Raw genomic sequence first — 22,062 nt, 5'->3', positions numbered from 1 at the left:
CCGCTATCATGCCCCCAATTCCGATACGCGAGATTGTCATGCGCCGTTTGCTCTGCCTGCTGCTTTTAGTGCTCGCCCTGCCGGCCAACGCCGCCGGGTTGCTGGACACCCGGCCCAGCTCCACCCTGGGCTCGATCAACAACAGCGCCGACTTCCTGCCGGTGCGCGAAGCCTTTCAACTGAGCCTGGTAGACAGCACGCCGCAATCGATCAAGCTACGTTTCGTCGCCACCGAGGGGTATTACCTCTATCGCCATCGTTTCCAGTTTCGGGCTGACCCGGCCGAGATAAGCCTGGGCGCCGCCCAACTGCCCAAGGGCGAGCAGAAGCACGACGAGTACTTCGGCGATGTCGAGGTGTATCACGGGATCATCGAGGTCGAGCTGCCGCGCACCGATCCGCGCGCGTTCACCCTGGCCGTGACCTATCAGGGTTGCGCCGACAAAGGCCTGTGCTATCCACCGGAAACCGAACGCCTGAGCATTGATGGCATCGGCGCTCAGGCCCCGGCGCAAAACTGGAGCTGGCGCGAACTCGCCCTGTTCTTTCTCGCCGGCCTGGGCTTGACCTTCACGCCGTGCGTGCTGCCGATGTTACCGATCCTTTCCGGCGTGGTGTTGCGCGATCAGGTCGGCGGGCTGCGGGGTTTCAATCTGTCGCTGGCCTATGTGCTGCCAATGGCCGTCTGCTTTGCCTTGCTCGGCGCCTTGATGGGCATGTTCGGTGCACAGCTTAATCTCCAGGCACGGCTGCAATCGGCTTGGGTGCTGGTGCCATTTGCAATGTTTTTTGCCGTATTTGCACTGGCGATGTTCGGCATCTTTGAACTGAAACTGCCGCAGTTCATCAACAATCACCTGCATCGCATTGCCGGCCGCACTCAAGGTGGTTCGCTGTGGGGCGCGGCAGTCCTCGGGACGGTATCGAGCCTGATCGTTTCGCCTTGCGTGTCCGCGCCATTGGCCGGTGCCCTGCTGTACATCAGCGCCAGCGGCGATGCATTGGGGGGCGCACTGAAACTGTTCGTGCTCGGCCTCGGCATGGGCCTGCCGCTGATCCTGGTGGCGACCGGTGGTGCCGCCCTGCTGCCGAAAAGCGGCCCGTGGATGGTCATGGTCAAAAACATCATCGGCGTCCTGCTGCTGGGCACCGCCATTGGCCTGCTGAGCCGCGTGATACCCGCGCCGATGACGCTGGTCCTGGTGGGCTTGCTGTGGGGCGGGGTCGGCCTTTTTCTTGGCGCGTTGGAGTTCGTTTACAAACCCCCTCGAAAACGCCTGGCACAACTGCTCGGCCTGTTTCTGCTGTTTTACGCCATGGCCTGCTGGTACGGCGCCTTCAGCGGCCAGGGCGACCTGCTGAACCCCCTCGCTCGAACGCCCGTCGCGGCCAGTAGCAGCCAACCGCAAACCACCGATGACTGGCAAACCATCAGCACGCCCGCAGAACTGGATCGCGTGCTCGCCGAGGCTCAATCTTCCGCCACCCCGCTGCTGCTCGACTGGTACGCCGACTGGTGCATCAGCTGCAAAGTCATCGAACACGAAGTGCTCAACGACGCCAACGTCATGGAACGCCTGCAAGGTTATCGACTGGTTCGTTTCGATATCACCGCCAGCAATGCCGAACAACGCGCCCTGCTCGACCGATACAAACTGTTCGGCCCTCCGGCCTTGATGTTTTTCGGCAAGGACGGGGCTGAACGTGCCGATGTGCGAGTGATCGGCGAGATCAATGCCAAGGACTTCGCCGAACGTGTTGCGAAGGCAAATGACCGGATTTAATCAGCCGGTCACATATTTCGCGCAAACATCGGCTATCGTGCTGGCTATTGCATAGAACTGGACAGTCACAAAGGCTTTGCGGCATAGTCGCCGGGTTCTGACACTTGCACACAGATAACAAGGAACAGCAGATGGCGACCCTATTGGTGCTGCACGGCCCCAACCTGAACTTGCTCGGCACCCGTGAACCGGGCACCTACGGCGCTACGACACTGGCGCAGATCAACCAGGACCTGGAACGCCGCGCCCGTGAAGCCGGCCATCATCTGCTGCACCTGCAAAGCAACGCCGAGTACGAATTGATCGACCGCATTCACGCCGCGCGTGGCGAGGGTGTGGACTTCATTCTGATCAATCCAGCAGCTTTTACACACACAAGTGTCGCATTACGTGACGCGCTGCTGGCGGTGAGCATCCCATTCATCGAAGTGCATTTGTCCAACGTGCACAAACGCGAACCTTTCCGCCATCACTCTTACTTCTCCGACGTAGCGGTGGGAGTGATCTGCGGCCTTGGCGCCAGCGGTTACCGACTGGCCTTGGAGGCTGCACTAGAGCAGCTTGAACAACAAGCTATACGCCCCTGACCGACCCTTGGGAGTTGATGATTCATGGATATCCGTAAAGTTAAGAAACTGATCGAATTGCTGGAAGAGTCCGGTATCGACGAGCTCGAGATCAAGGAAGGCGAAGAGTCCGTTCGCATCAGCCGTCACAGCAAGACGCCGGCTCAGCAATACTACGCACCTGCGCCAATGCACGCTCCGGCACCCGCGCCGGTTGCCGCAGCTCCGGCTGCCGCCGCGGCACCTGCAGCACCGTCCGCACCTGTCCTGAACGGCACCGTTGCCCGTTCGCCGATGGTCGGCACCTTCTATCGCAAATCTTCGCCATCCTCGCCTTCGTTCGTTGAAGTTGGCCAGACCGTGAAGAAAGGCGACACCCTGTGCATCGTCGAAGCCATGAAGATGATGAACCACATCGAAGCTGAAACCAGCGGTGTGATCGAATCCATCCTCGTCGAAGACGGCCAGCCGGTTGAGTACGACCAACCGCTGTTCACCATCGTTTGAACCGCGGAGAAACTTTGATGACTGCGAAGTTGGAAAAAGTTCTGATCGCCAACCGCGGTGAGATTGCCCTGCGGATCCTGCGGGCCTGCAAAGAGATGGGCATCAAGACTGTCGCCGTTTACTCCAAGGCTGACAAAGAACTGATGCACCTGGGCCTGGCAGACGAGTCCGTCTGCATCGGTCCGGCCTCGGCCGCGCACTCTTACCTGCACATTCCGGCAATCATCGCCGCAGCTGAAGTGACCGGCGCTACCGCCATTCACCCAGGTTACGGTTTCCTTGCGGAAAACGCTGATTTCGCTGAACAGGTCGAGAACTCCGGCTTCGCTTTCATTGGCCCGAAAGCCGACACCATTCGCCTGATGGGCGACAAGGTATCGGCCAAGCACGCCATGATCGCTGCGGGCGTTCCAACCGTTCCGGGCTCCGACGGCCCGCTGCCTGAAGACGAAGAAACCGCTCTGCGCATCGGTCGCGAAGTCGGTTATCCGGTGATCATCAAGGCCGCTGGCGGCGGCGGTGGTCGCGGTATGCGCGTTGTGCATAAAGAAGAAGACCTGATCTCCTTCGCCAAACTGACCCGCACCGAAGCTGGCGCGGCGTTTGGCAACCCGATGGTCTATCTGGAAAAATTCCTGACCAACCCACGTCACGTGGAAGTCCAGGTGCTTTCCGACGGCCAGGGCCACGCCATCCATCTGGGCGACCGCGATTGCTCGCTGCAACGTCGTCACCAGAAAGTTCTCGAAGAAGCGCCGGCACCGGGCATCGACGAGAAGGCTCGCGCTGAAGTCCTCGCTCGCTGCGTCAAGGCGTGCATCGACATCGGCTACCGTGGCGCCGGCACCTTCGAGTTCCTTTACGAGAACGGCCACTTCTACTTCATCGAGATGAACACTCGTGTCCAGGTAGAGCACCCGGTTTCGGAGATGGTCACCGGCATCGACATCGTCAAGGAGATGCTCAGCATCGCCGCTGGCAACAAGTTGTCGTACACCCAGGACGACGTGGTGATCCGCGGTCACGCCCTGGAATGCCGAATCAACGCCGAAGACCCGAAAACATTCATGCCGAGCCCGGGCACGGTCAAGCATTTCCACGCACCAGGCGGCAACGGCGTTCGCGTCGATTCGCACCTGTACAGTGGTTATGCCGTTCCGCCGAACTACGATTCGTTGATCGGCAAGCTGATCACCTACGGCGCAACCCGTGACGAAGCCATGGCGCGCATGCGCAATGCGCTGGACGAAATCGTTGTCGACGGGATCAAGACCAACATCCCGCTGCACCGCGATCTGGTCCGTGATGAAGGCTTCTGCAAAGGGGGCGTGAACATTCACTACCTCGAGCACAAGCTGGCAGGCGAGAAGCACTAAGCTTCGACCCGATCAACAAAGCCGCCTTCGGGCGGCTTTGTTGTTTCTGGAGATTTCATCCCGCCGAACACCATGCCCCCTTGTGGGAGCGAGCCTGCTCGCGAAGGCTATGTCACATCCCAACATTAGAAGAGACTGACCCACCGCTTTCGCGAGCAGGCTGCTCCCACAGGGAACTGCGAGACCAAGCGACTCCCACAAAACCTCCGCGCTCGCGTAAACTTGCGCGCTTCTCGCAGCCCGCTAGGCTGCAATCAATATTTTTCAAAGGTGCCCGCCATGCCTTGGCTGCAAGTCCGTCTCGCCATCAGCCCAGAACAAGCCGAAACCTACGAAGACGCTTTCCTTGAAGTGGGCGCCGTGTCGGTGACCTTCATGGACGCCGAAGATCAGCCGATCTTCGAGCCGGAACTCAACACCACGCCGCTGTGGTCGCACACGCACCTGCTGGCCCTGTTCGAGGGCGGCACCGAAGCTGCCAGCGTATTGGCCCACCTTGAGCTGCTGACCGGCAGCCCACTGCCCGAGCATCACAGCGAAGTGATCGAAGACCAGGATTGGGAACGCAGCTGGATGGACGATTTCCAGCCGATGCGTTTCGGTCAGCGCCTGTGGATTGTCCCGAGCTGGCACGCCGCCCCTGAACCCGACGCTGTGAACATTCTGCTGGATCCGGGCCTGGCGTTCGGCACCGGCACCCACCCGACCACCGCGCTGTGCCTGGAATGGCTCGACGGTCAGGACCTGAAAGGTTGCAACGTGCTGGACTTTGGCTGCGGCTCGGGGATTCTGGCAATTGCCGCCCTGCTGCTGGGCGCCAAGGAAGCCGTCGGCACCGACATCGACGTGCAGGCACTGGAAGCCTCCCGCGACAACGCCGGACGCAACAACATCGACGAAGCGCTGTTCCCGCTGTACTTGCCTGAAGACCTGCCACAGGTGAAGGCCGACGTTCTGGTCGCCAACATCCTTGCCGGCCCACTGGTTTCCCTGGCTCCGCAGCTGTCCAGTCTGGTCAAGCCGGGTGGTCGCCTGGCGCTGTCCGGGATCCTCGCCGAACAAGGCGAAGACGTTGCCGCCGCCTACGCTCAGGACTTCGATCTGGACCCGATTGCCAATCGCGATGGCTGGGTGCGCATCACCGGCCGTCGGCGCTAGAATGAACGCCTGCATAAACCGGATCGCCGCATGACCGACAGCTTCGTCACCCAGTGCCCGCATTGCCAAACCAGCTTCCGCGTCAGCCATGCCCAGTTGAGCGTGGCACGCGGAGTGGTTCGTTGCGGCTCGTGCTTGCAAGTGTTCAACGCGGCCAAGCAGTTGCTTGAGCAACGGGCCGGCAAGGACGCTGTCACGCCGGTTACCCCGGCCATCGTAGAACCGCCAGCGCCACGCGCGATCAGCCAAAAGCAATGGACCGCCTCCGAACTGGACCTGGACAGCCTGGACCTGGACGAAGAGCTCGCCCGGCTTGAACAGCGGGAGATCCAGCCGACCAAGGAGTTTGGCCGGCACCGCGAAGACGGCCTCAGCGCCCGGCGCGACGCTAACGAACACGAAGAAGAACAGTGGTCCGACAGCCTCTTCAGCGAATCGGCCGCAGACCGCGCTCAACCGGTAGAAACCGAACAACCGGAAACAGAACCCGAACCGGACAACCACGAACGCACCGAGCCTTCGTTTTCGCTGGAGCCGGTTGATCTGGATGATGAACCCCAGGTGCCTCATCTGCGCCTGCACGACCCACTCGATGCCCCGCTCCACCACGAACGCCTGTCGGCAACCGAGGCGCTCGACGATGACCTGCCGTCGATCGAACCGTTGCGCAAACGTCGCGAGCGCAGTGAACCGGGCGTGCGCGCCGAGGTATTGCAGGACCTTACCGACGATCCGCTGCAACTGGACTGGCAAAAGCGCCGTTCCCCTTGGGGCCGGCGGTTGTTCTGGCTGCTACTGGTCTTGCTCGGCGCCGCGGCGCTGGCTGGTCAATACATTGCGTACCATTTCGACGAGCTGGCCCGTCAGGACCAATACCGCCCCTGGTTCCAGCAACTGTGCCCGCAAGTCGGCTGCACGGTGCCCTCCAAAGTCGACATTGCGAAAATCAAGAGCAGCAACCTGGTGGTCCGCAGCCATCCGGAGTTCAGTGGCGCACTGGTGGTCGACGCGATCATCTACAACCGCGCCCCGTTCTCGCAGCCCTTCCCGCTGCTGGAACTGCGTTTTGCCGACCTCAATGGCCACTTGATTGCCAGCCGTCGCTTCAAACCCGGCGAGTACCTCAACGGCGACCTCGAAGGCATGGCGGAAATGCCCCCGCAAACGCCGATCCACATCGCGCTGGATATTCTCGACCCGGGCGCCAAAGCGGTGAACTACAGCCTGAGCTTCCACTCCCCCGAGTGAAACGGTTCACCGTTACAGGCTTGGCGGCAGATTTCTGACTGGGACCGTCCGAACCAAACTGCTGGCAATAACAGAATAACTGTTCAGATTTTGTTCAATTCAGCCTTTATCCAGTCATCGAGAGCGGGTATCATGCCAACCCTTTTTCGAACTCTAATGATCCGGCCCCACAACAGGGAAGTCCTATGTCGGCGGTACGCATCGGTCCATACACATTGCAAAACGGCTTGATTCTCGCCCCGATGGCGGGAGTCACCGACCAACCCTTTCGTCAGCTGTGCAAGCGATTGGGCGCGGGGCTAGTAGTCTCGGAAATGGTCACCAGCGACATGAGTTTGTGGAACACCCGCAAGTCGCGGATGCGCATGATCCACGAAGGTGATCCCGAGCCACGCTCGGTACAGATCGCCGGTGGTGATGCACAGATGCTGGCGGACGCGGCCCGGGCCAACGTCGAGCTGGGTGCGCAGATTATTGATATCAACATGGGCTGCCCGGCGAAGAAGGTCTGTAACAAGGCTGCCGGTTCTGCGCTGTTGAAGGATGAAGCATTGGTCACCGAGATCCTGCAGGCCGTCGTGGCTGCGGTTGATGTGCCGGTAACCCTGAAGATCCGTACCGGCTGGGACCGGGACAACAAGAATGGTTTGACGGTGGCGAAGATCGCCGAGCAGGCCGGCATTACGGCGTTGGCGGTCCATGGCCGCACCCGTGCCGACCTCTACACCGGTGAAGCCGAGTACGACACCATTGCCGCGATCAAGCAGGCGGTGTCGATGCCGGTCTTTGCCAACGGCGATATCGATTCGCCAGAGAAGGCCCGTTACGTGCTCGACGCGACCGGTGCCGATGGCTTGTTGGTAGGCCGGGCTGCCCAGGGGCGGCCATGGATTTTTCGCGAGATCGACCATTTCCTGCGTACCGGCGAGAAGCTCCCGGCGCTGGAATTGATCGAGGTGGAACGCATTCTGCTAGAGCATCTGGCTGCCCTGCACGTCTTCTATGGCGATGTCATGGGTGTGCGGATCGCTCGAAAGCATGTGGGCTGGTATCTCGCAACCTTGCCGGGCGCCAGGGAGTTTCGCGCCCACTTCAATCGTTTGGAAGATACGGAAGCACAATGCGCCAACGTTCAGGGCTTCTTCGCCGAACGTTACAAGAGCCTGACAGGGGACGGAGAAGGGGTGGCCGCATGACGATGATGACCGAGACTTTAGTGAGTGGAACAACACCCGTGAGCGACAACGTGAATTTGAAACAGCACCTCAATACGCCCAGCGAAGAAGGTCAGACCCTTCGCGGGAGTGTCGAGAAGGCGCTGCACAATTATTTCGCCCACCTTGAAGGCGCTGCCGTCACGGATGTGTACAACCTGGTGCTCTCCGAAGTCGAGGCTCCCCTGCTCGAGTGCGTGATGAACTACGTCAAGGGCAACCAGACGAAGGCCAGCGAGCTGCTCGGACTCAACCGGGGCACGCTGCGCAAGAAACTCAAGCAGTACGATTTGCTGTAAGCATTCAATCAAACCAGAAAGGCGCCCGCGTAAAAACGGTCGCCTTTTTTGCTGACTCCTTTGCTTTTGATGGAAATTGAAATGACCGACCAGACTACCCGCCTGCCGATCCGCCGCGCCTTGATCAGCGTTTCCGACAAGACCGGGATCCTCGAATTCGCCAAAGAGCTTGAAGCCCTGGGCGTCGAGATCCTCTCTACCGGCGGGACGTTCAAGCTGCTGCGTGACAACGGCGTTGCCGCAGTGGAAGTCGCGGATTACACCGGTTTCGCAGAAATGATGGACGGTCGGGTGAAAACCCTGCACCCGAAAATCCACGGCGGGATCCTCGGTCGTCGCGGTATCGACGACGCGATCATGAACGAGCACGGCATCAAGCCGATCGATCTGGTGGCGGTCAACCTGTACCCGTTCGAAGCGACCATCAACAAGCCAGGCTGCGACCTGCCGACCGCGATCGAGAACATCGACATCGGCGGCCCGACCATGGTCCGCTCTGCTGCCAAGAACCACAAAGACGTGGCCATCGTGGTGAATGCCAGCGACTACGCCAGCGTCCTCGAAAGCCTCAAGGCCGGCGGCCTGACCTACGCTCAGCGTTTCGACCTGATGCTCAAGGCCTTCGAACACACCGCCGCCTATGACGGCATGATCGCCAACTACATGGGCACTGTGAACCAGGCGGCTGACACCCTCAGCACCGAAGGTCGCAGCGAGTTCCCGCGCACCTTCAACAGCCAGTTCGTCAAGGCCCAGGAAATGCGCTACGGCGAGAACCCGCACCAGAGCGCGGCGTTCTACGTGGAAGCCAAGCCTGCCGAAGTCGGCATCGCCACCGCGACCCAACTGCAAGGCAAAGAGCTGTCGTACAACAACGTGGCCGACACCGACGCCGCGCTGGAATGCGTGAAGAGCTTCGTCAAGCCAGCCTGCGTGATCGTCAAGCACGCCAACCCGTGCGGCGTGGCCGTGAGCCCGGACGCCGAAGGCGGTATCCGCCAGGCCTACGAACTGGCCTACGCCACCGACACCGAATCGGCGTTCGGCGGCATCATCGCCTTCAACCGCGAGCTGGATGCTGAAACGGCCAAGGCCATCGTCGAGCGTCAGTTCGTCGAAGTGATCATCGCCCCAAGCGTGAGCGAAGAAGCCCGCGCCATCGTTGCTGCCAAGGCCAACGTGCGCCTGCTGGCCTGCGGCGAGTGGTCGGCTGATCGCGCCGCTGCCTGGGATTACAAGCGCGTCAACGGTGGCCTGCTGGTGCAGAGCCGCGACATCGGCATGATCGGCGCCGATGACCTGAAAGTCGTGACCAAGCGCGCCCCGACCGAACAGGAAATCAACGACCTGATCTTCGCCTGGAAAGTCGCCAAGTACGTGAAGTCCAACGCCATCGTCTACGCCAAGAACCGTCAGACCATCGGTGTCGGCGCCGGCCAGATGAGCCGTGTGAACTCGGCGCGTATCGCTGCGATCAAGGCTGAACACGCTGGTTTGCAGGTAGCCGGCTCTGTGATGGCATCGGACGCGTTCTTCCCGTTCCGTGACGGCCTGGACAATGCGGCCAAGGTCGGTATCACTGCGGTGATCCAGCCAGGTGGCTCGATGCGCGATGCAGAAGTGATTGCTGCTGCTGACGAAGCCGGCATCGCCATGGTATTCACCGGCATGCGCCACTTCCGTCACTAATCAGACAACGGCCGCACTGAAGCCGGCATCTGCTGCGTTGGAGGCTACCTTGATGATGCTCATTGCCAAAAGCAACTCCGCTCATCAAGGTAGCCTCCGCCTTGCATCTACCGACTTCAATGCGACCTCCTACAGCGTAAAGCGCTTTAGGTTCTAAAACAGAATTAGCGTCATCCGAGGTTTTTGAAATGAATGTTTTGATCATTGGCAGCGGTGGCCGTGAACACGCACTGGCCTGGAAAGTGGCTCAGGATCCGCGCGTGCAGAAAGTCTTCGTGGCACCCGGCAACGCCGGCACCGCCATCGAAGCCAAGTGCGAAAACGTCGCCATCGACGTGCTGGCTCTCGAACAGCTGGCAGACTTTGCCGAGAAAAACGTTTCCCTGACTATCGTCGGTCCGGAAGTACCACTGGTGGCCGGCGTCGTCGATCTTTTCCGCAGCCGTGGCCTGGATTGCTTCGGTCCGACCGCTGGCGCTGCCCAGCTGGAAGGTTCGAAAGCCTTCACCAAGGACTTCCTCGCGCGTCACAAGATCCCGACCGCCGACTACCAGAACTTCACCGAGATCGAGCCAGCCCTGGCTTATCTGCGTGAAAAAGGCGCACCGATCGTGATCAAGGCCGATGGCCTGGCCGCTGGTAAAGGCGTGATCGTTGCCATGACCCTGGCCGAAGCCGAAGACGCCGTGCGCGACATGCTTGCGGGCAATGCGTTCGGTGATGCCGGTTCGCGCGTAGTGATCGAAGAATTCCTCGACGGCGAAGAAGCCAGCTTCATCGTCATGGTCGACGGCAAGAACGTGCTGCCAATGGCCACCAGCCAGGACCACAAACGCGTCGGCGACGGCGACACCGGCCCGAACACCGGCGGCATGGGCGCTTACTCCCCTGCCCCGGTCGTGACTGCCCAAGTGCACCAACGGGTCATGGACCTGGTGATCTGGCCGACCGTTCGCGGCATGGCCGAGGAAGGCAACGTCTACACTGGCTTCCTGTACGCCGGCCTGATGATCGACAAGGCTGGTAACCCAAAAGTCATCGAGTTCAACTGCCGTTTCGGCGATCCTGAGACCCAACCGGTAATGCTGCGTCTGCAGTCGAGCCTGGTATTGCTGGTCGAAGCGGCTCTGGCGCAAGCGCTCGACAAGGTCGAAGCGCAATGGGATCCACGTCCGAGCGTCGGCATCGTGTTGGCCGCTGGCGGTTATCCGGGTGACTACGCCAAAGGCGTGGCCATCGATGGTCTGGATGCAGCCGCGGCACTGGAAGGCAAAGTCTTCCACGCCGGTACTGCACTCAAGGACGGTCAAGTGGTGACGGCCGGTGGTCGGGTGCTCTGCGCCACTGCCATGGGCGCCAGCGTCGATGCGGCTCAGCAGCAAGCTTACAAACTGGCAGCAAAAATTGACTGGGAAGGCTGTTTCTACCGCAAGGACATTGGCTACCGTGCCATTGCCCGTGAACGTGGCGAAAGCCAGGAGTAAGGCCATTCATTTGGCCGGGCAAGGGCCGCTGGTCCTTGCCCCACTATTCCGGCACTGCGCATCGTTATAATCTGGCATCAACCTACGAAGGGATTTCGCCGTGCGCTGGCTCAGGATCGCCATAAGCCTTACCGTCACTCTACTGACCTTGCTCTGCATGCTCCCGGCCCAGGCCGCGCAAGGCAGTGGCTGGGCAGTATTGCTCGACGAACAGGGCGATCTGCAGCTCAGCGACATCCGTTCCGCTCGCTACACCAACCAATTCAGTCCCATCGAACTTGATCGCCTCAATGCGGCCGAGCCCGATGGCGCGTTATGGCTACGCTTCAGGCTGGCCCCCGGCAAGCATGAACAATTGCTGCGGGTGTTCGCCCCCGACCTGTCGTCGCTCAAACTGTTTGTCCTCGACGGCGACAAGCTGATCGATCAAGTGCAGACCGGCACCGGGCAGCCCCAGGCTGACCGCCCCCTGCCCAGCAGCGAGTTCATGTTGCCGCTGCCGCAAAGTGACACGCCCCTCGACGTCTACGTGCGACTGGTCTCCGACCATCAGCTGCGGCCATATATCACCCTGCAATCGGCGGTCATGACTGCGGCCAGTCAGAACCAGACGCTGATCTACGGATTGCTGTTCGGTTGCCTTTGCATGCTGATCCTGCACAACTTCGTCCGCTACGCCTACACACGCTCGCGCAGCAGCCTTTGGCTGGCCTGGTGTGAAGGGTTGTTGATGCTCAGCCTGCTGCTTCTGCTGAACCTGGCCGGGCCCTGGTTACCGAACTGGCACGCCATCCAGACGCCGGGCGCCTACATCGCGTTATTGCTGACAGCGCCGAGCGGCTTGATGCTCGCCTGGCGCTTCTTTGCCCCGCTTGGCCCTCACGCGCTGAACAAATTGCTGCTGGCGGACATTCTGTTCATCGTCGTCTGCGGCCTGCTGCTGTTGTTCGTCAACACCCTGCCGCTGAACATTATCACCTACGCCCTGGTAGCCCTGGCAGGCCTGAGCATGTTGTTCGTCAGCGCCTATCACTGGCAAAAGGGTTATCGCCCGGCGCGCTTTTTCGTCGCGGCGATGGTGGTGTTCAACATCGGCACGCTGATCATATTGCCCGCACTGCTGGGACTGACCCAGGTCGCGCCGCAAGGCCTGATCACTACCCTTCTGGTGTTCATCTGCATCAGTGGCCTGCTGATGAGCATTGCCCTGAGTGAACGTCAGCGCAGCATCACCGAAGATCGCTTCAGCATCAGCCGCGACCTGGCCGCCAGCAACGCCGAGATCAACGCCAAGGCCGAATTCCTGGCGAAAATCAGCCATGAAATCCGTACCCCCATGAATGGCGTGCTGGGCATGACCGAGCTGCTGTTGGGCACGCCACTGTCGGTCAAGCAACGCGACTACGTACAAACCATTCATAGCGCCGGCAACGAACTGCTGACGCTCATCAACGAGATCCTCGACATCTCCAAGCTCGAGTCAGGGCAGATCGAACTGGACGATGTGCAGTTCGACCTCAACGCCTTGATTGAAGACTGCCTCAGTATCTTCCGCGCCAAGGCCGAGCAGCAGAATGTCGAACTGATCAGCTTTATTCAGCCACAGGTGCCGCGCGTCATCAGCGGTGACCCGACACGCCTGCGCCAGACCCTGCTCAGCCTGCTGGAAAACGCACTGAAGAAGACCGAAGAAGGCGAGATCCTGATCGTCGTCGCCCTTGATGAGCGCAGTGTCAAACCACGCCTGCGCATTGCCGTGCAGGACAGCGGTGTGCCGATGGAAGCCGAAGAGCGCGATGCCCTGATGCACGCCGAACTGCACAGCAAACACTTCCTCTCGGCGACGAGTCTGGGCGGCAATCTGGGACTGGTGATCGCGCGTCAGCTGATCCGTCTGATGCAGGGCGAGTTCGGTATCAAGACCGGCGCCAACCAGGGCAGTACTTTATGGCTGACGCTGCCACTGGACCCGGACCGGCTAGAACACCCGACCTCTGACCTCGATGGCCCGCTGCAAGGTGCGCGCGTACTGGTGGTGGACGATAACGACACCTGCCGCAAAGTGCTGGTGCAGCAGTGCAGCGCCTGGGGCCTGAACGTCAGCGCCGTGCCGTCCGGCAAGGAAGCCCTGGCGTTGCTGCGCACCAAGGCGCATTTGCGCGACTACTTCGACGTGGTCCTGCTGGACCAGAACATGCCCGGCATGACCGGCATGCAACTGGCAGCCAAGATCAAGGAAGACCCAAGCCTCAATCACGACATTCTGCTGATCATGCTGACCGGCATCAGCAATGCCCCGAGCAAGATCATTGCGCGCAACTCCGGGATCAAACGCATCCTCGCCAAACCCGTGGCCGGCTACACCCTCAAGACCACCCTCGCGGACGAGCTGAATCAACGCAACAAAGGCCCGGCCGCTTCGCATCACCTGTCGACCAGCCCGGCACTTCCGGTAAAGGTTCCGAGCGACTTCCGCATCCTCGTGGCCGAAGACAACACGATCTCGACCAAGGTGATTCGCGGCATGCTCGGCAAGCTCAACCTGCAACCGGACACCGCCAGCAATGGCGAAGAAGCCTTGCAAGCCATGAAAGCCCAGCGCTACGACCTGGTGTTGATGGACTGTGAAATGCCGATCCTCGATGGCTTCTCCGCCACCCAGCAACTGCGCGCCTGGGAAGTCGGCAATCAACGAACACGCACTCCCGTGGTGGCGTTGACCGCGCATATCCTTGCCGAGCACAAAGAGCGTGCGCGCCAGGCCGGGATGGACGGGCACATGGCCAAGCCCGTCGAGCTGTCGCAATTGCGTGACCTGATCGAGCATTGGGTTGCCGAGCGTGATCAGCAGAACCGGGCCACGGTGCAACCGTCCTGAGCCGACAGACTCCGCAACGCCTGATAGACTCCCTTCGACGTCCCTAGCCAGTGAGCTTGCACCATGCTCCAAGTGTTGTTCAGCGTTTACCTGAAGATGCTGGTGCTCTACAGCCCGTTCTTCGTGTTGTCCTGTTTCATCAGCTTGACTCGCGGCTACTCGCGCAAGGAACAACGACGCCTGGCCTGGAAAGTGGCGCTTGCCACGTTGGTGTCCAGCGTCTTGCTGTACCTGTTCGGGCGGGTGATTTTCAGTGTGTTCGGCATTACCGTGGACGCATTCCGCATCGGGGCCGGCAGCGTGCTGTTCATCTCGGCGCTGGGCATGGCCCAAGGCAAGCCGGCGGTGCAAACCGACAACGTGCAGCAGGACGTGACCATTGTCCCGCTGACCATTCCCTTGACGGTCGGCCCCGGCACCATCGGTGCATTGCTGGTGATGGGCATCGGCCAACCGCATTGGGATGACAAGCTCACGGCCATTCTCAGTATTACCCTGGCCAGTTTTACCGTGGGTGTCGTGCTTTATCTGTCCAACCACATCGAGCGAATTCTCGGTGACCAGGGATTGCAGATCGTCAGCCGGTTAATGGGGTTGTTCGTCTGCGCACTGGCCGCGCAAATCATCTTTACCGGGGTGAAAGGCTACCTGGTTCCCTGACATTCAAGGCCGCAGGTTCGAGAGAACCTGCGGCCTTGTTTCAATCGGACTCAGTGCTGCCCGTTGCCGGAACGCTCCTCTGCAATCGGGAGGTCGATGCGCTGCTCCGGTACAAGCTCGCTGAGCAAGACGTTGTCCTTTTTACCTTGCTTGGTCAGCAACGCGTTGACCAACAAGGACACAGCAAAAGATCGATACCCTTCTATGCCAAGAAACACGTCGCCCCGCAAGGTGACATCCGCCGAGAACACATCGCGAAAGATCAGGCTGTGCCCACAGTCGGGATCGACCATCACCAAGTGCTCCCGAACCTTGCTCAGCGTCAGTTGGTCTGAGGCGCCCAACGCCCAGATCAACTTGCCGGGAATTGACACATCACGTCCCGGGATCGGCCGGCAGTCGACAATGACCGACTCCAACCGGAACCAGACAGCCTTCGACAAGCAGTATGTGACGGCGCCCTGCCCCAGTCGAAGGACCAACGTGTTCACGTCGTCGGGAATCAACGGCATCAGGTCAATGACTGTCTTCTGTCCTTCGATCACCAGCACTTCAGAGTTGCGCTGAATATAACGGACGGGGCCGGACTTCTCCTTGCCGGGGTAAGTGTGGAGCAGCCCGTCTTTACGCTCATGCAGCAACACACTGGTTTGCTGCTGTGTCCCCAAGAGTTCGAACTCATCCGGTGCCGAAGCCGCCGCAATCCGAATCAATCGCCCGGTTTCAGACACGTACCATTGCAGGTTGTCGGGTTGCTCTATCGCAAGGAACGCCGCGTGCCGGTGGTTCTGGGCCAGCTGTTTAAGGCCATCCTGCAACGGGCCGGTCTGAGCAGTCACCCAATCACCATTGACCCCGGCGATCAATACCGACTCCTGATAGCGCAACTCCACATTGATGCCCTCAAGCGTTGTTGCGCGAAGTCCTGCGCCTTCTGCTGTGACATCGGCAAAGCGCCAGGGCGCCCACTCACGCACCGGCGCCGGTATGGCGTCGGCCTGCAACAATCTCGAGCCCTGGCCAAATGCACGGTCCAGTTGCGCAGGATCGATAAAGCGTTGGCGGTAGATTTCACCGGTTGAAAGCTCCAGCAACCAGGCCGAAGCGTTGTCCGGCGTATCGCTGAGCAAGCGCACTTCCCCACCACGCCCCAGATCGGATAACAGCAACCGATTGTTCACGTACCAGGCACTTAGCCGCAGATGACCGTGCATGTGGGTCAATCCCACAATGGCAAAACTCGCGGCCGGGTATTGGCCTGCCACGGTGTCGAGTGCCAGCCACCACAGTGCCCGATCCTTGAGCCAGTCATCCGTCACGCCACCCAGTTGCAGGCGACCTTCAGCGGTCACATTGAAGAACAGGCCTTTATCGGTCAGCGCCAGATACTCCTCTTCAACGGCAACCACGTTCACCAGCCCTGCGGGTTCAATCCGTTCAACGCTTCAGGTCCCGTTGATTCGTTGCTGCCGGGACAGACGCTTGGCAACCTTGTCGTAGACGACGAACACATCACCTTCATGGTTCGTCGGCGGGACAAGTGTGAGTTCTTGCAGATTCTTGATCGAGTCAGGCCAGCCTCGCTCCCGGTGTCGCGACGCGGCAGGGCGGACAATCAGCCGGTCACTGCGGCGAATCCAGGCGAGGTCGCGCAGTGTCGAATCCACCTTCCAGCAAATAGAAACGTACGCCGCAGGCTGCCAGTCGACTGTGGTCACCACAGCGTTGGCCGGTGTATGCGCAAATACAACATGCTCACCCAATACCTGAGCCCAGTCGTCGAGTGTCTCGCGCTGGTTCACGACCACTTCCAATGCCGGGTCCAGGTCTCGAGTCATCGAACTCAAGAACAGTTCGTCTTCATGCAGCTGGTAGACAAACTCATCCACCGTCAGGTCTTTGCGAGTGACCTTTTGCACGAGGGTGATCACCCCATGCGCCGTCTCTTTGCAGTGGGTGATAAGACTGTCGGCGGCTTCAGCAAGCAATAGCCGATAACGCCGGTCAAGCAGGCCAGTCACTGCATCGACTTGCCAGACAAGGTAGTTTCGCGGGTCATAGAAGTACGCATAACCGTTGACCACCGCACCCAGTAACGCCTCATTGGCCTCACCCAGCGCATCGTCGCGGATGTACAGAAAGCGATCGAAAGCCGAGTCGTACCAAGCCGTCGTAAACCTCGGTTCATCCGGTTTTTCGAAGGGGACAGGAAACTGATGAACCGGCGTGTAAGGCATGCCCAAGCGATGCGCTCGGGCCAGCGTCTTGAAGTGATCCTGCAACGCCTGGGCATCCATGCCCGGAGTTGCGTCCTGCTCGATAACCATCAATGTCGTCTTGGCAAAATCGACCTTGAAGACTTGATTCTTGCCGATCTTTATCAGGACCTCATGTCGCCCCTTGCCGCTCATCTCGACGTTGATGGCGCCGATAGAGAGGCCGCCAAAACGCTCCACCCGAATATCGCTTTGCTTGGCCCAAGAGGCTTGCAGCAACCAACGCGAGGTCTCCTGGCTCGACGACTCCAGTTCAACGCTCACTCCGGGATTGAGCACGAGCGAGCAGTCCGCACCTGCGCCCTCGATTTTATAAGTGATCTTGTCGTGCCACGGTTTCGGCAGGGCGGGGACCACCAGCGTGCGCGCGATCGCGTCCAGCCGAACAGTGATCACCGTCGGCTGATAGACCGGGTTCAGCCGATAGACAATGTAGTCACCGGGAAACGAATAGAACGAAAACAGGAACTGACGCTGGCCATCCACTTTGCGCTTCTCCAGGCGACGCGCCGTATCAAACCCGACGTCGTGGCGCAGCGTCGAAAAGGGCAGCCATTTGTATTCATAGCCGTAAACCGTTTTAGGCGTGCAAGGCAGCACAATGGCCTGGCCCGCAGCGGGTGAAAACCCGGCGCGTCCTGGCAAACCGAGTTCGCGGCGAACATCAATCGCTCGGGCGTAATCCACCTCAAAGTCGGGGACCCCGAAATGATCACGCAGGGGGAACAGCTCAGGGCTGCCGAAGACCAGGGTTCGCGCCCTCAGGTCGATCGTCTGGAACACCAGAACCGATTGAGGCAGCCATGCGTCGGTCGCGCCATCGAAACGATAGCCGCCTTCGCGAAGGGCGCGTTCCAGCCCGTCAAAAAACAACCCGACCTGTTTGACCTCTTCGGCAATGACCGCAAAACCCTGGGCGAGCGCCGCCGCGCCAATCGCCAGGCCGCCCAGAATCACACCGGCACCACCCAGCACCGCGGCCGCTGTGCTCGCCCCCACTACACCGGCACCGATTCCGGCCCCCGCCAGCAGCACGCTGGCGGAATCGAATGCCAGTTGAGTACCGTACTGCGCGCGCTCAACGTCGTTGTCGGCCGTGGACAACTGGTAGATATCGAATCCTGCGTTGGCCAGGCCCAGGATCGTACCCACGCCTTCATTGGCGACATGCCCCAATGCTTCGGTCACCACCGGCGCACAGGTTTGAGCGATCACCTTCTCTTCAGCCAGCGCCTGGCGCACCAGTTTGACCAGCCCCAGCACATCGACCACGTTGCCATGCACCAGCTGTGCGTAATTGACGTAGGCGTGCAGCCGAACAGCCATCGTCAGGGGTCTCCCGGCACCTTCCTGATTGCGCAACGCGTTCATCAACGCCTGGAGGGTGAACCCCGCGTTCAAGGTATGAACGCTGCCCGCGCCCGTCGGATCCGGCTCGTTGACCGGCATCCGGGGTTTTGCCGCCAGCGCAGAGAATTGCTCTGACAGATACGTCTTGATGCGCAGGAAGCGCTGATCATTGGTGATGACTTGCACCAGGTGCTCAGGCTTCTGGGGATCGATAAGGCTCAGGCGATACTCACCGACCGGGGTCACCTCCAGTGTCTCGAACAACGGGACAAACTCATGCGACAGCTGGTTTTTTTCCAGTAGATCGATAGTTGCCTCGCGAATCTGCTGGCTCCACCCATAGCTGTCGAGTTCCAGCAGGCTGCTGCCCAGCCGTGGATTGCTCATCAGCGATTCGCCGTGAGCACTGGCCAGACGCTGGCGTACCACGGGCAATGACTGCTCCTTCAAGGGGCCGGGTTGCAGCAGCTCGGAGACACGAATCCCCGAAGGCAACACCGTCGCGGACAGACGAGCACCGTCCAGTTCGATCAGGTCAAATGCCGGCCGGATCGCGTCGCCATAAGCGGCGTACTGTTTGGCCATTTCATGGTGCAGGAAGAACTGCTCCAACGCTTCGCGAAACAGCAGCGGTTGCTCAAATTCGAACACACCGAAGTTCGGATCGTAGAAGTGATAGAGGCCGCGCTCGCCGACAAAGGTTTTCGCCACCAGCATCGAGTGGTTGTTGGAGTTGAGCATCAAGGTACTGGTGGCCGTCCTGGCTTCCAGTGCCGCCACCACCTGCGCCACATCAGAGCGCGCAAGGGCGGTGCCCATTTCGTTAAGCTGCACGCCGCACATCTCCTCCACCGCGTGCAGGAACACCGCGGAGTCATTTTCCTCGGGGTCAATAACCCCGAGGTAGAAGCGCTCCCGCAAAGTATTGGCGGCAGCAGGACCGTGTACCAACGCCGCGGCCATCGCCAGTGCCAGCGGATAACAGCGCCCCCCCACCCGCTCGCCAGCCCCCTGTAGAAGCAAATCCTGTGGCACCAGCTTCGTCGTACCCGCATGGAAGCTGTCCAGAACAATACCCACTCGCTCGACAACCCGGTCACGGTACTCAAGCTTGGCGACCTGTTGGATTCGGGCGACGTGCTGCCCCCATTGACGCAAGGTCAGAGGTTGCGCGAGGGCATTGGTCTTGAGATCCAGTGCATGCTCGGAGAACGCTGGCGGTTCATCGGGCGCGCTGTTCATTCCTGCCACGAAGGCCGGCGCATTGTGTTTGAAGAGCTGACGTTCAATAGCCGCATAACGCCCCGAAACACCCAGATCGCGAAGCGTATTGACCAGGTTATCCAGCTCGATACTCAGCGCCTCGAAGCTGCGGTTATCCAGGGCCTTGGCTCCCAGCAAAGCACCGAGCAACAGACGCTGAGAGGGGCTCAATTGCGTCGTCGAGAACGAGCCATTGGCGATTGCGCTCAAGATTTCATCGACTGACAGATGTTGGCTCATCGTGTCGCTCAGCGAGGCAGGAGGCAGCGTTTTAGCGTCCTGGGCGCTGATCGATTGCCTGTCATCAAAGCTCAACGGCACGGCCCTTTCAAACGTCACCGTATCGCTGAGCTGGTCATTCATCGCCTGCAGAAACGGCTCACCGAGTTCATCAGCCAAGTGTTGCAACAAATCGGTCGACAACACATGACGCCCTTCGATGACCGGCCAGCCTTCCTCGAAATCAATGGCCTGGTACTTCAGCAACGCCCCCATGTCACCCTTGAAGCGGTTTTTGAACTTCCCTTCCTGCCAGCGCTTTTGCTCACTGGCCAACCATTGGGAGGTGTCACTCGCGTTTTCTTTCCAGGAGTGATCCAGCTCCTCTTCAGTCGACCGGTTGACGGTCGCGATGGGAGCAATAGCGACATCCTCTCGCCAGTTGTCAGCCGCCTGCGGGGTGAAGTGCATTCGGACGTAGGCATCTATCGCGTCACGCATCGCCGCAGGTCCGGTCAGGTAGATCGTCACTTCGCTCTGTGGGCGAATACCATCGCTGTAATAGTTGGCGGCTGCTTCCACCAGAAAATTGAGCGCCAGGTCTTCTTCCATTGGCAGTTCTTGCAAAGGACCGAATTTTTTCTCGATGACCTCCCGCGCAAGATTGATCATCGCTTCAGCATCGATCAAGGCGACCTTTCTCTGCATGGCCAACCGAGCCGTGGCATCGACCATTTCGTAGTTGAGCCTGAAACGTTCGATGACTGCACTCAGCATTGCCGAGCCGGGATGCGCCATCAGGAATGCATTACTCAAACTGCTTTGCTCGGCGACAGCGCGCAGTCCGGCCGGACGAACGAGGCGCTCGACAGGTGGGCGGAACACACTTTTCAATGCTGGACGACTTTGGGCAAATCGTTCCAGCGCCGGACGATGTTCCTGGGGGATGACCTCAAAATAGTTTGTGTATTTGCTGCGAAGCGCCTGGCGGCCCGGCATCCATTCCGGATTGTGATCAAGCAACAATTGCAGCACGCCCAGGCGTGCATCCGCGCCAAACTGGCTGATGTCCACCTCACCCATCACGTCCAGAAGAGGCGGCAGGTTATCGACATCCGCGTAACTTCCCCCTTCAGCGATCAAGGCTTCGACGCGCACCACATCGGAGGCGGCGGCAAAGTTGCCGCGCAGGCTGATTTCTCGTTCATAAATGGCCTGCAAACGTAGCTGCGCACCATTGTTTGCCAGGTCACGAAGTTCAAGAGCGCCCTCGGCCAGCGCCGAAAGGCTTTCGTTGTTTTTGACCTTCAAGGCCTTCAAGTGCGCTTCGTTCTGCCCATAAGCGCGGACCAGAAGATCAATGCGTGCGCCGTCAGCTGATTCACCGCGTTTTACCGCGCGGGTGATATGCGCGCTCATCTGTTGCTTGAGGACAATGGCCCGCTCTTCGTACTTGTCACCCAGTTCAAACGCTGTCTGGCTGGTCGCTCCACCGTTGATCATCGCATCAGCCTTGGCGGCCTCGACCACGATCCGGTTGGTTTCGTAGGCCAGCAACGCGTCGCTGTCGTACCAGAGTTTGAGGTGATAGCCCTCCCCCGCGAGGGCTTGCTTCCAGACATTGATGTAATCGCGCTGGATATCCCCGATGCCGCCGCCAAGCCATACAAAGTGCAGGTTTTTCGGCACTTCGGTGGCGGTAACCCTTAGCTGCTCAACACTGCTGGACAACCGCGTCTGAAAAGCTTCAACCCGGTTGTGAATGTCTGTCAGCGTGGGGGACTGTCCTTCACCGGGTTCCGCCAGCACCGTCACTTCCGCAGAACGCCGGCGTCGCCTGGAGGGTTCTACAAAAGACCCAAGTGCCTGGAGCAGCAATCCAAGCGGCACACGCATTCGCGGTAAATCGAGCAATCCAATACAACCGAAGTAATACCGAAATGCCGCGTCGTATTCATCAGTGCCTTTGTACTCGTGTAATGCCAGTTCAAGATCAGACAACTTGAAAAGATCAATAAAACTGACGTAACCGTTCGCACGGCGAGCTTCTTGCTCACGCACAGACACACCTCCCTGTAAAAAGACTAACAA

At 59.8% G+C, this 22,062-nt stretch carries 12 protein-coding genes and 1 pseudogene; 12 read left to right on the top strand and 1 reads right to left on the bottom strand.

Translation table 11 applies throughout. The features are described from left to right. The first annotated feature begins 38 nt into the window (after positions 1-38). The 12 genes from ACWKV5_RS10215 (at position 39) to ACWKV5_RS10160 (ending at position 14,863) form a co-directional block, all read left to right on the top strand. Positions 39-1,784: a protein-disulfide reductase DsbD gene (locus ACWKV5_RS10215; protein ID WP_483841168.1), complete on the top strand. Its 1,746-nt coding sequence runs from the start codon at positions 39-41 to the stop codon at positions 1,782-1,784. A gap of 131 nt (positions 1,785-1,915) precedes the next feature. Beyond that, complete coding sequence (aroQ, locus tag ACWKV5_RS10210; protein WP_007947649.1) at positions 1,916-2,371, top strand: type II 3-dehydroquinate dehydratase; 456 nt, start codon at positions 1,916-1,918, stop codon at positions 2,369-2,371. 24 nt (positions 2,372-2,395) lie between these two features. After that, positions 2,396-2,857, top strand: a complete 462-nt coding sequence (accB, locus tag ACWKV5_RS10205; RefSeq protein WP_483841167.1) for an acetyl-CoA carboxylase biotin carboxyl carrier protein — start codon at positions 2,396-2,398, stop codon at positions 2,855-2,857. Between the two features lie 17 nt (positions 2,858-2,874). Next, positions 2,875-4,233 (top strand): acetyl-CoA carboxylase biotin carboxylase subunit, encoded by a 1,359-nt coding sequence (gene accC / locus ACWKV5_RS10200; protein ID WP_483841166.1) that lies wholly within the window; start codon positions 2,875-2,877, stop codon positions 4,231-4,233. Between the two features lie 279 nt (positions 4,234-4,512). Then, positions 4,513-5,391 carry a 50S ribosomal protein L11 methyltransferase gene (gene prmA, locus ACWKV5_RS10195; RefSeq protein WP_483841165.1) on the top strand — a complete coding sequence of 293 codons (879 nt, stop codon included), beginning with the start codon at positions 4,513-4,515 and terminating at the stop codon, positions 5,389-5,391. Positions 5,392-5,421: 30 nt separating this feature from the next. Continuing rightward, positions 5,422-6,639 carry a DUF3426 domain-containing protein gene (locus ACWKV5_RS10190; RefSeq protein WP_483841164.1) on the top strand — a complete coding sequence of 406 codons (1,218 nt, stop codon included), beginning with the start codon at positions 5,422-5,424 and terminating at the stop codon, positions 6,637-6,639. A gap of 185 nt (positions 6,640-6,824) precedes the next feature. Next, the gene (gene dusB / locus ACWKV5_RS10185; RefSeq protein ID WP_027921902.1) at positions 6,825-7,835 is read left to right on the top strand and encodes a tRNA dihydrouridine synthase DusB; all 1,011 of its coding nucleotides are present in this window, start codon (positions 6,825-6,827) and stop codon (positions 7,833-7,835) included. Next, the gene (fis, locus tag ACWKV5_RS10180; RefSeq protein ID WP_007907419.1) at positions 7,832-8,152 is read left to right on the top strand and encodes a DNA-binding transcriptional regulator Fis; all 321 of its coding nucleotides are present in this window, start codon (positions 7,832-7,834) and stop codon (positions 8,150-8,152) included. The genes dusB and fis overlap by 4 nt, the downstream gene beginning before the upstream one ends. An 81-nt stretch (positions 8,153-8,233) precedes the next feature. Continuing rightward, the gene (gene purH / locus ACWKV5_RS10175; protein WP_483841163.1) at positions 8,234-9,841 is read left to right on the top strand and encodes a bifunctional phosphoribosylaminoimidazolecarboxamide formyltransferase/IMP cyclohydrolase; all 1,608 of its coding nucleotides are present in this window, start codon (positions 8,234-8,236) and stop codon (positions 9,839-9,841) included. A 188-nt stretch (positions 9,842-10,029) separates the two neighbouring features. Then, a complete protein-coding gene (purD, locus tag ACWKV5_RS10170; RefSeq protein ID WP_483841162.1) occupies positions 10,030-11,325 on the top strand; it encodes a phosphoribosylamine--glycine ligase in 1,296 nt (431 codons plus the stop codon). Positions 11,326-11,425: 100 nt separating this feature from the next. Further along, a complete protein-coding gene (locus tag ACWKV5_RS10165) occupies positions 11,426-14,203 on the top strand; it encodes a hybrid sensor histidine kinase/response regulator (protein WP_483841161.1) in 2,778 nt (925 codons plus the stop codon). A gap of 63 nt (positions 14,204-14,266) precedes the next feature. Next, a complete protein-coding gene (locus ACWKV5_RS10160; RefSeq protein WP_483841160.1) occupies positions 14,267-14,863 on the top strand; it encodes a MarC family protein in 597 nt (198 codons plus the stop codon). Between the two features lie 50 nt (positions 14,864-14,913). Here ACWKV5_RS10160 and ACWKV5_RS10155 read toward each other — a convergent pair. Then, positions 14,914-22,032: pseudogene (locus tag ACWKV5_RS10155) on the bottom strand (TcdA/TcdB pore-forming domain-containing protein). Positions 22,033-22,062 lie beyond the last annotated feature (30 nt).

It is taken from the genome of Pseudomonas oplopanacis (assembly GCF_057128725.1).
This window is presented reverse-complemented; position numbering and strand designations above follow the sequence as displayed.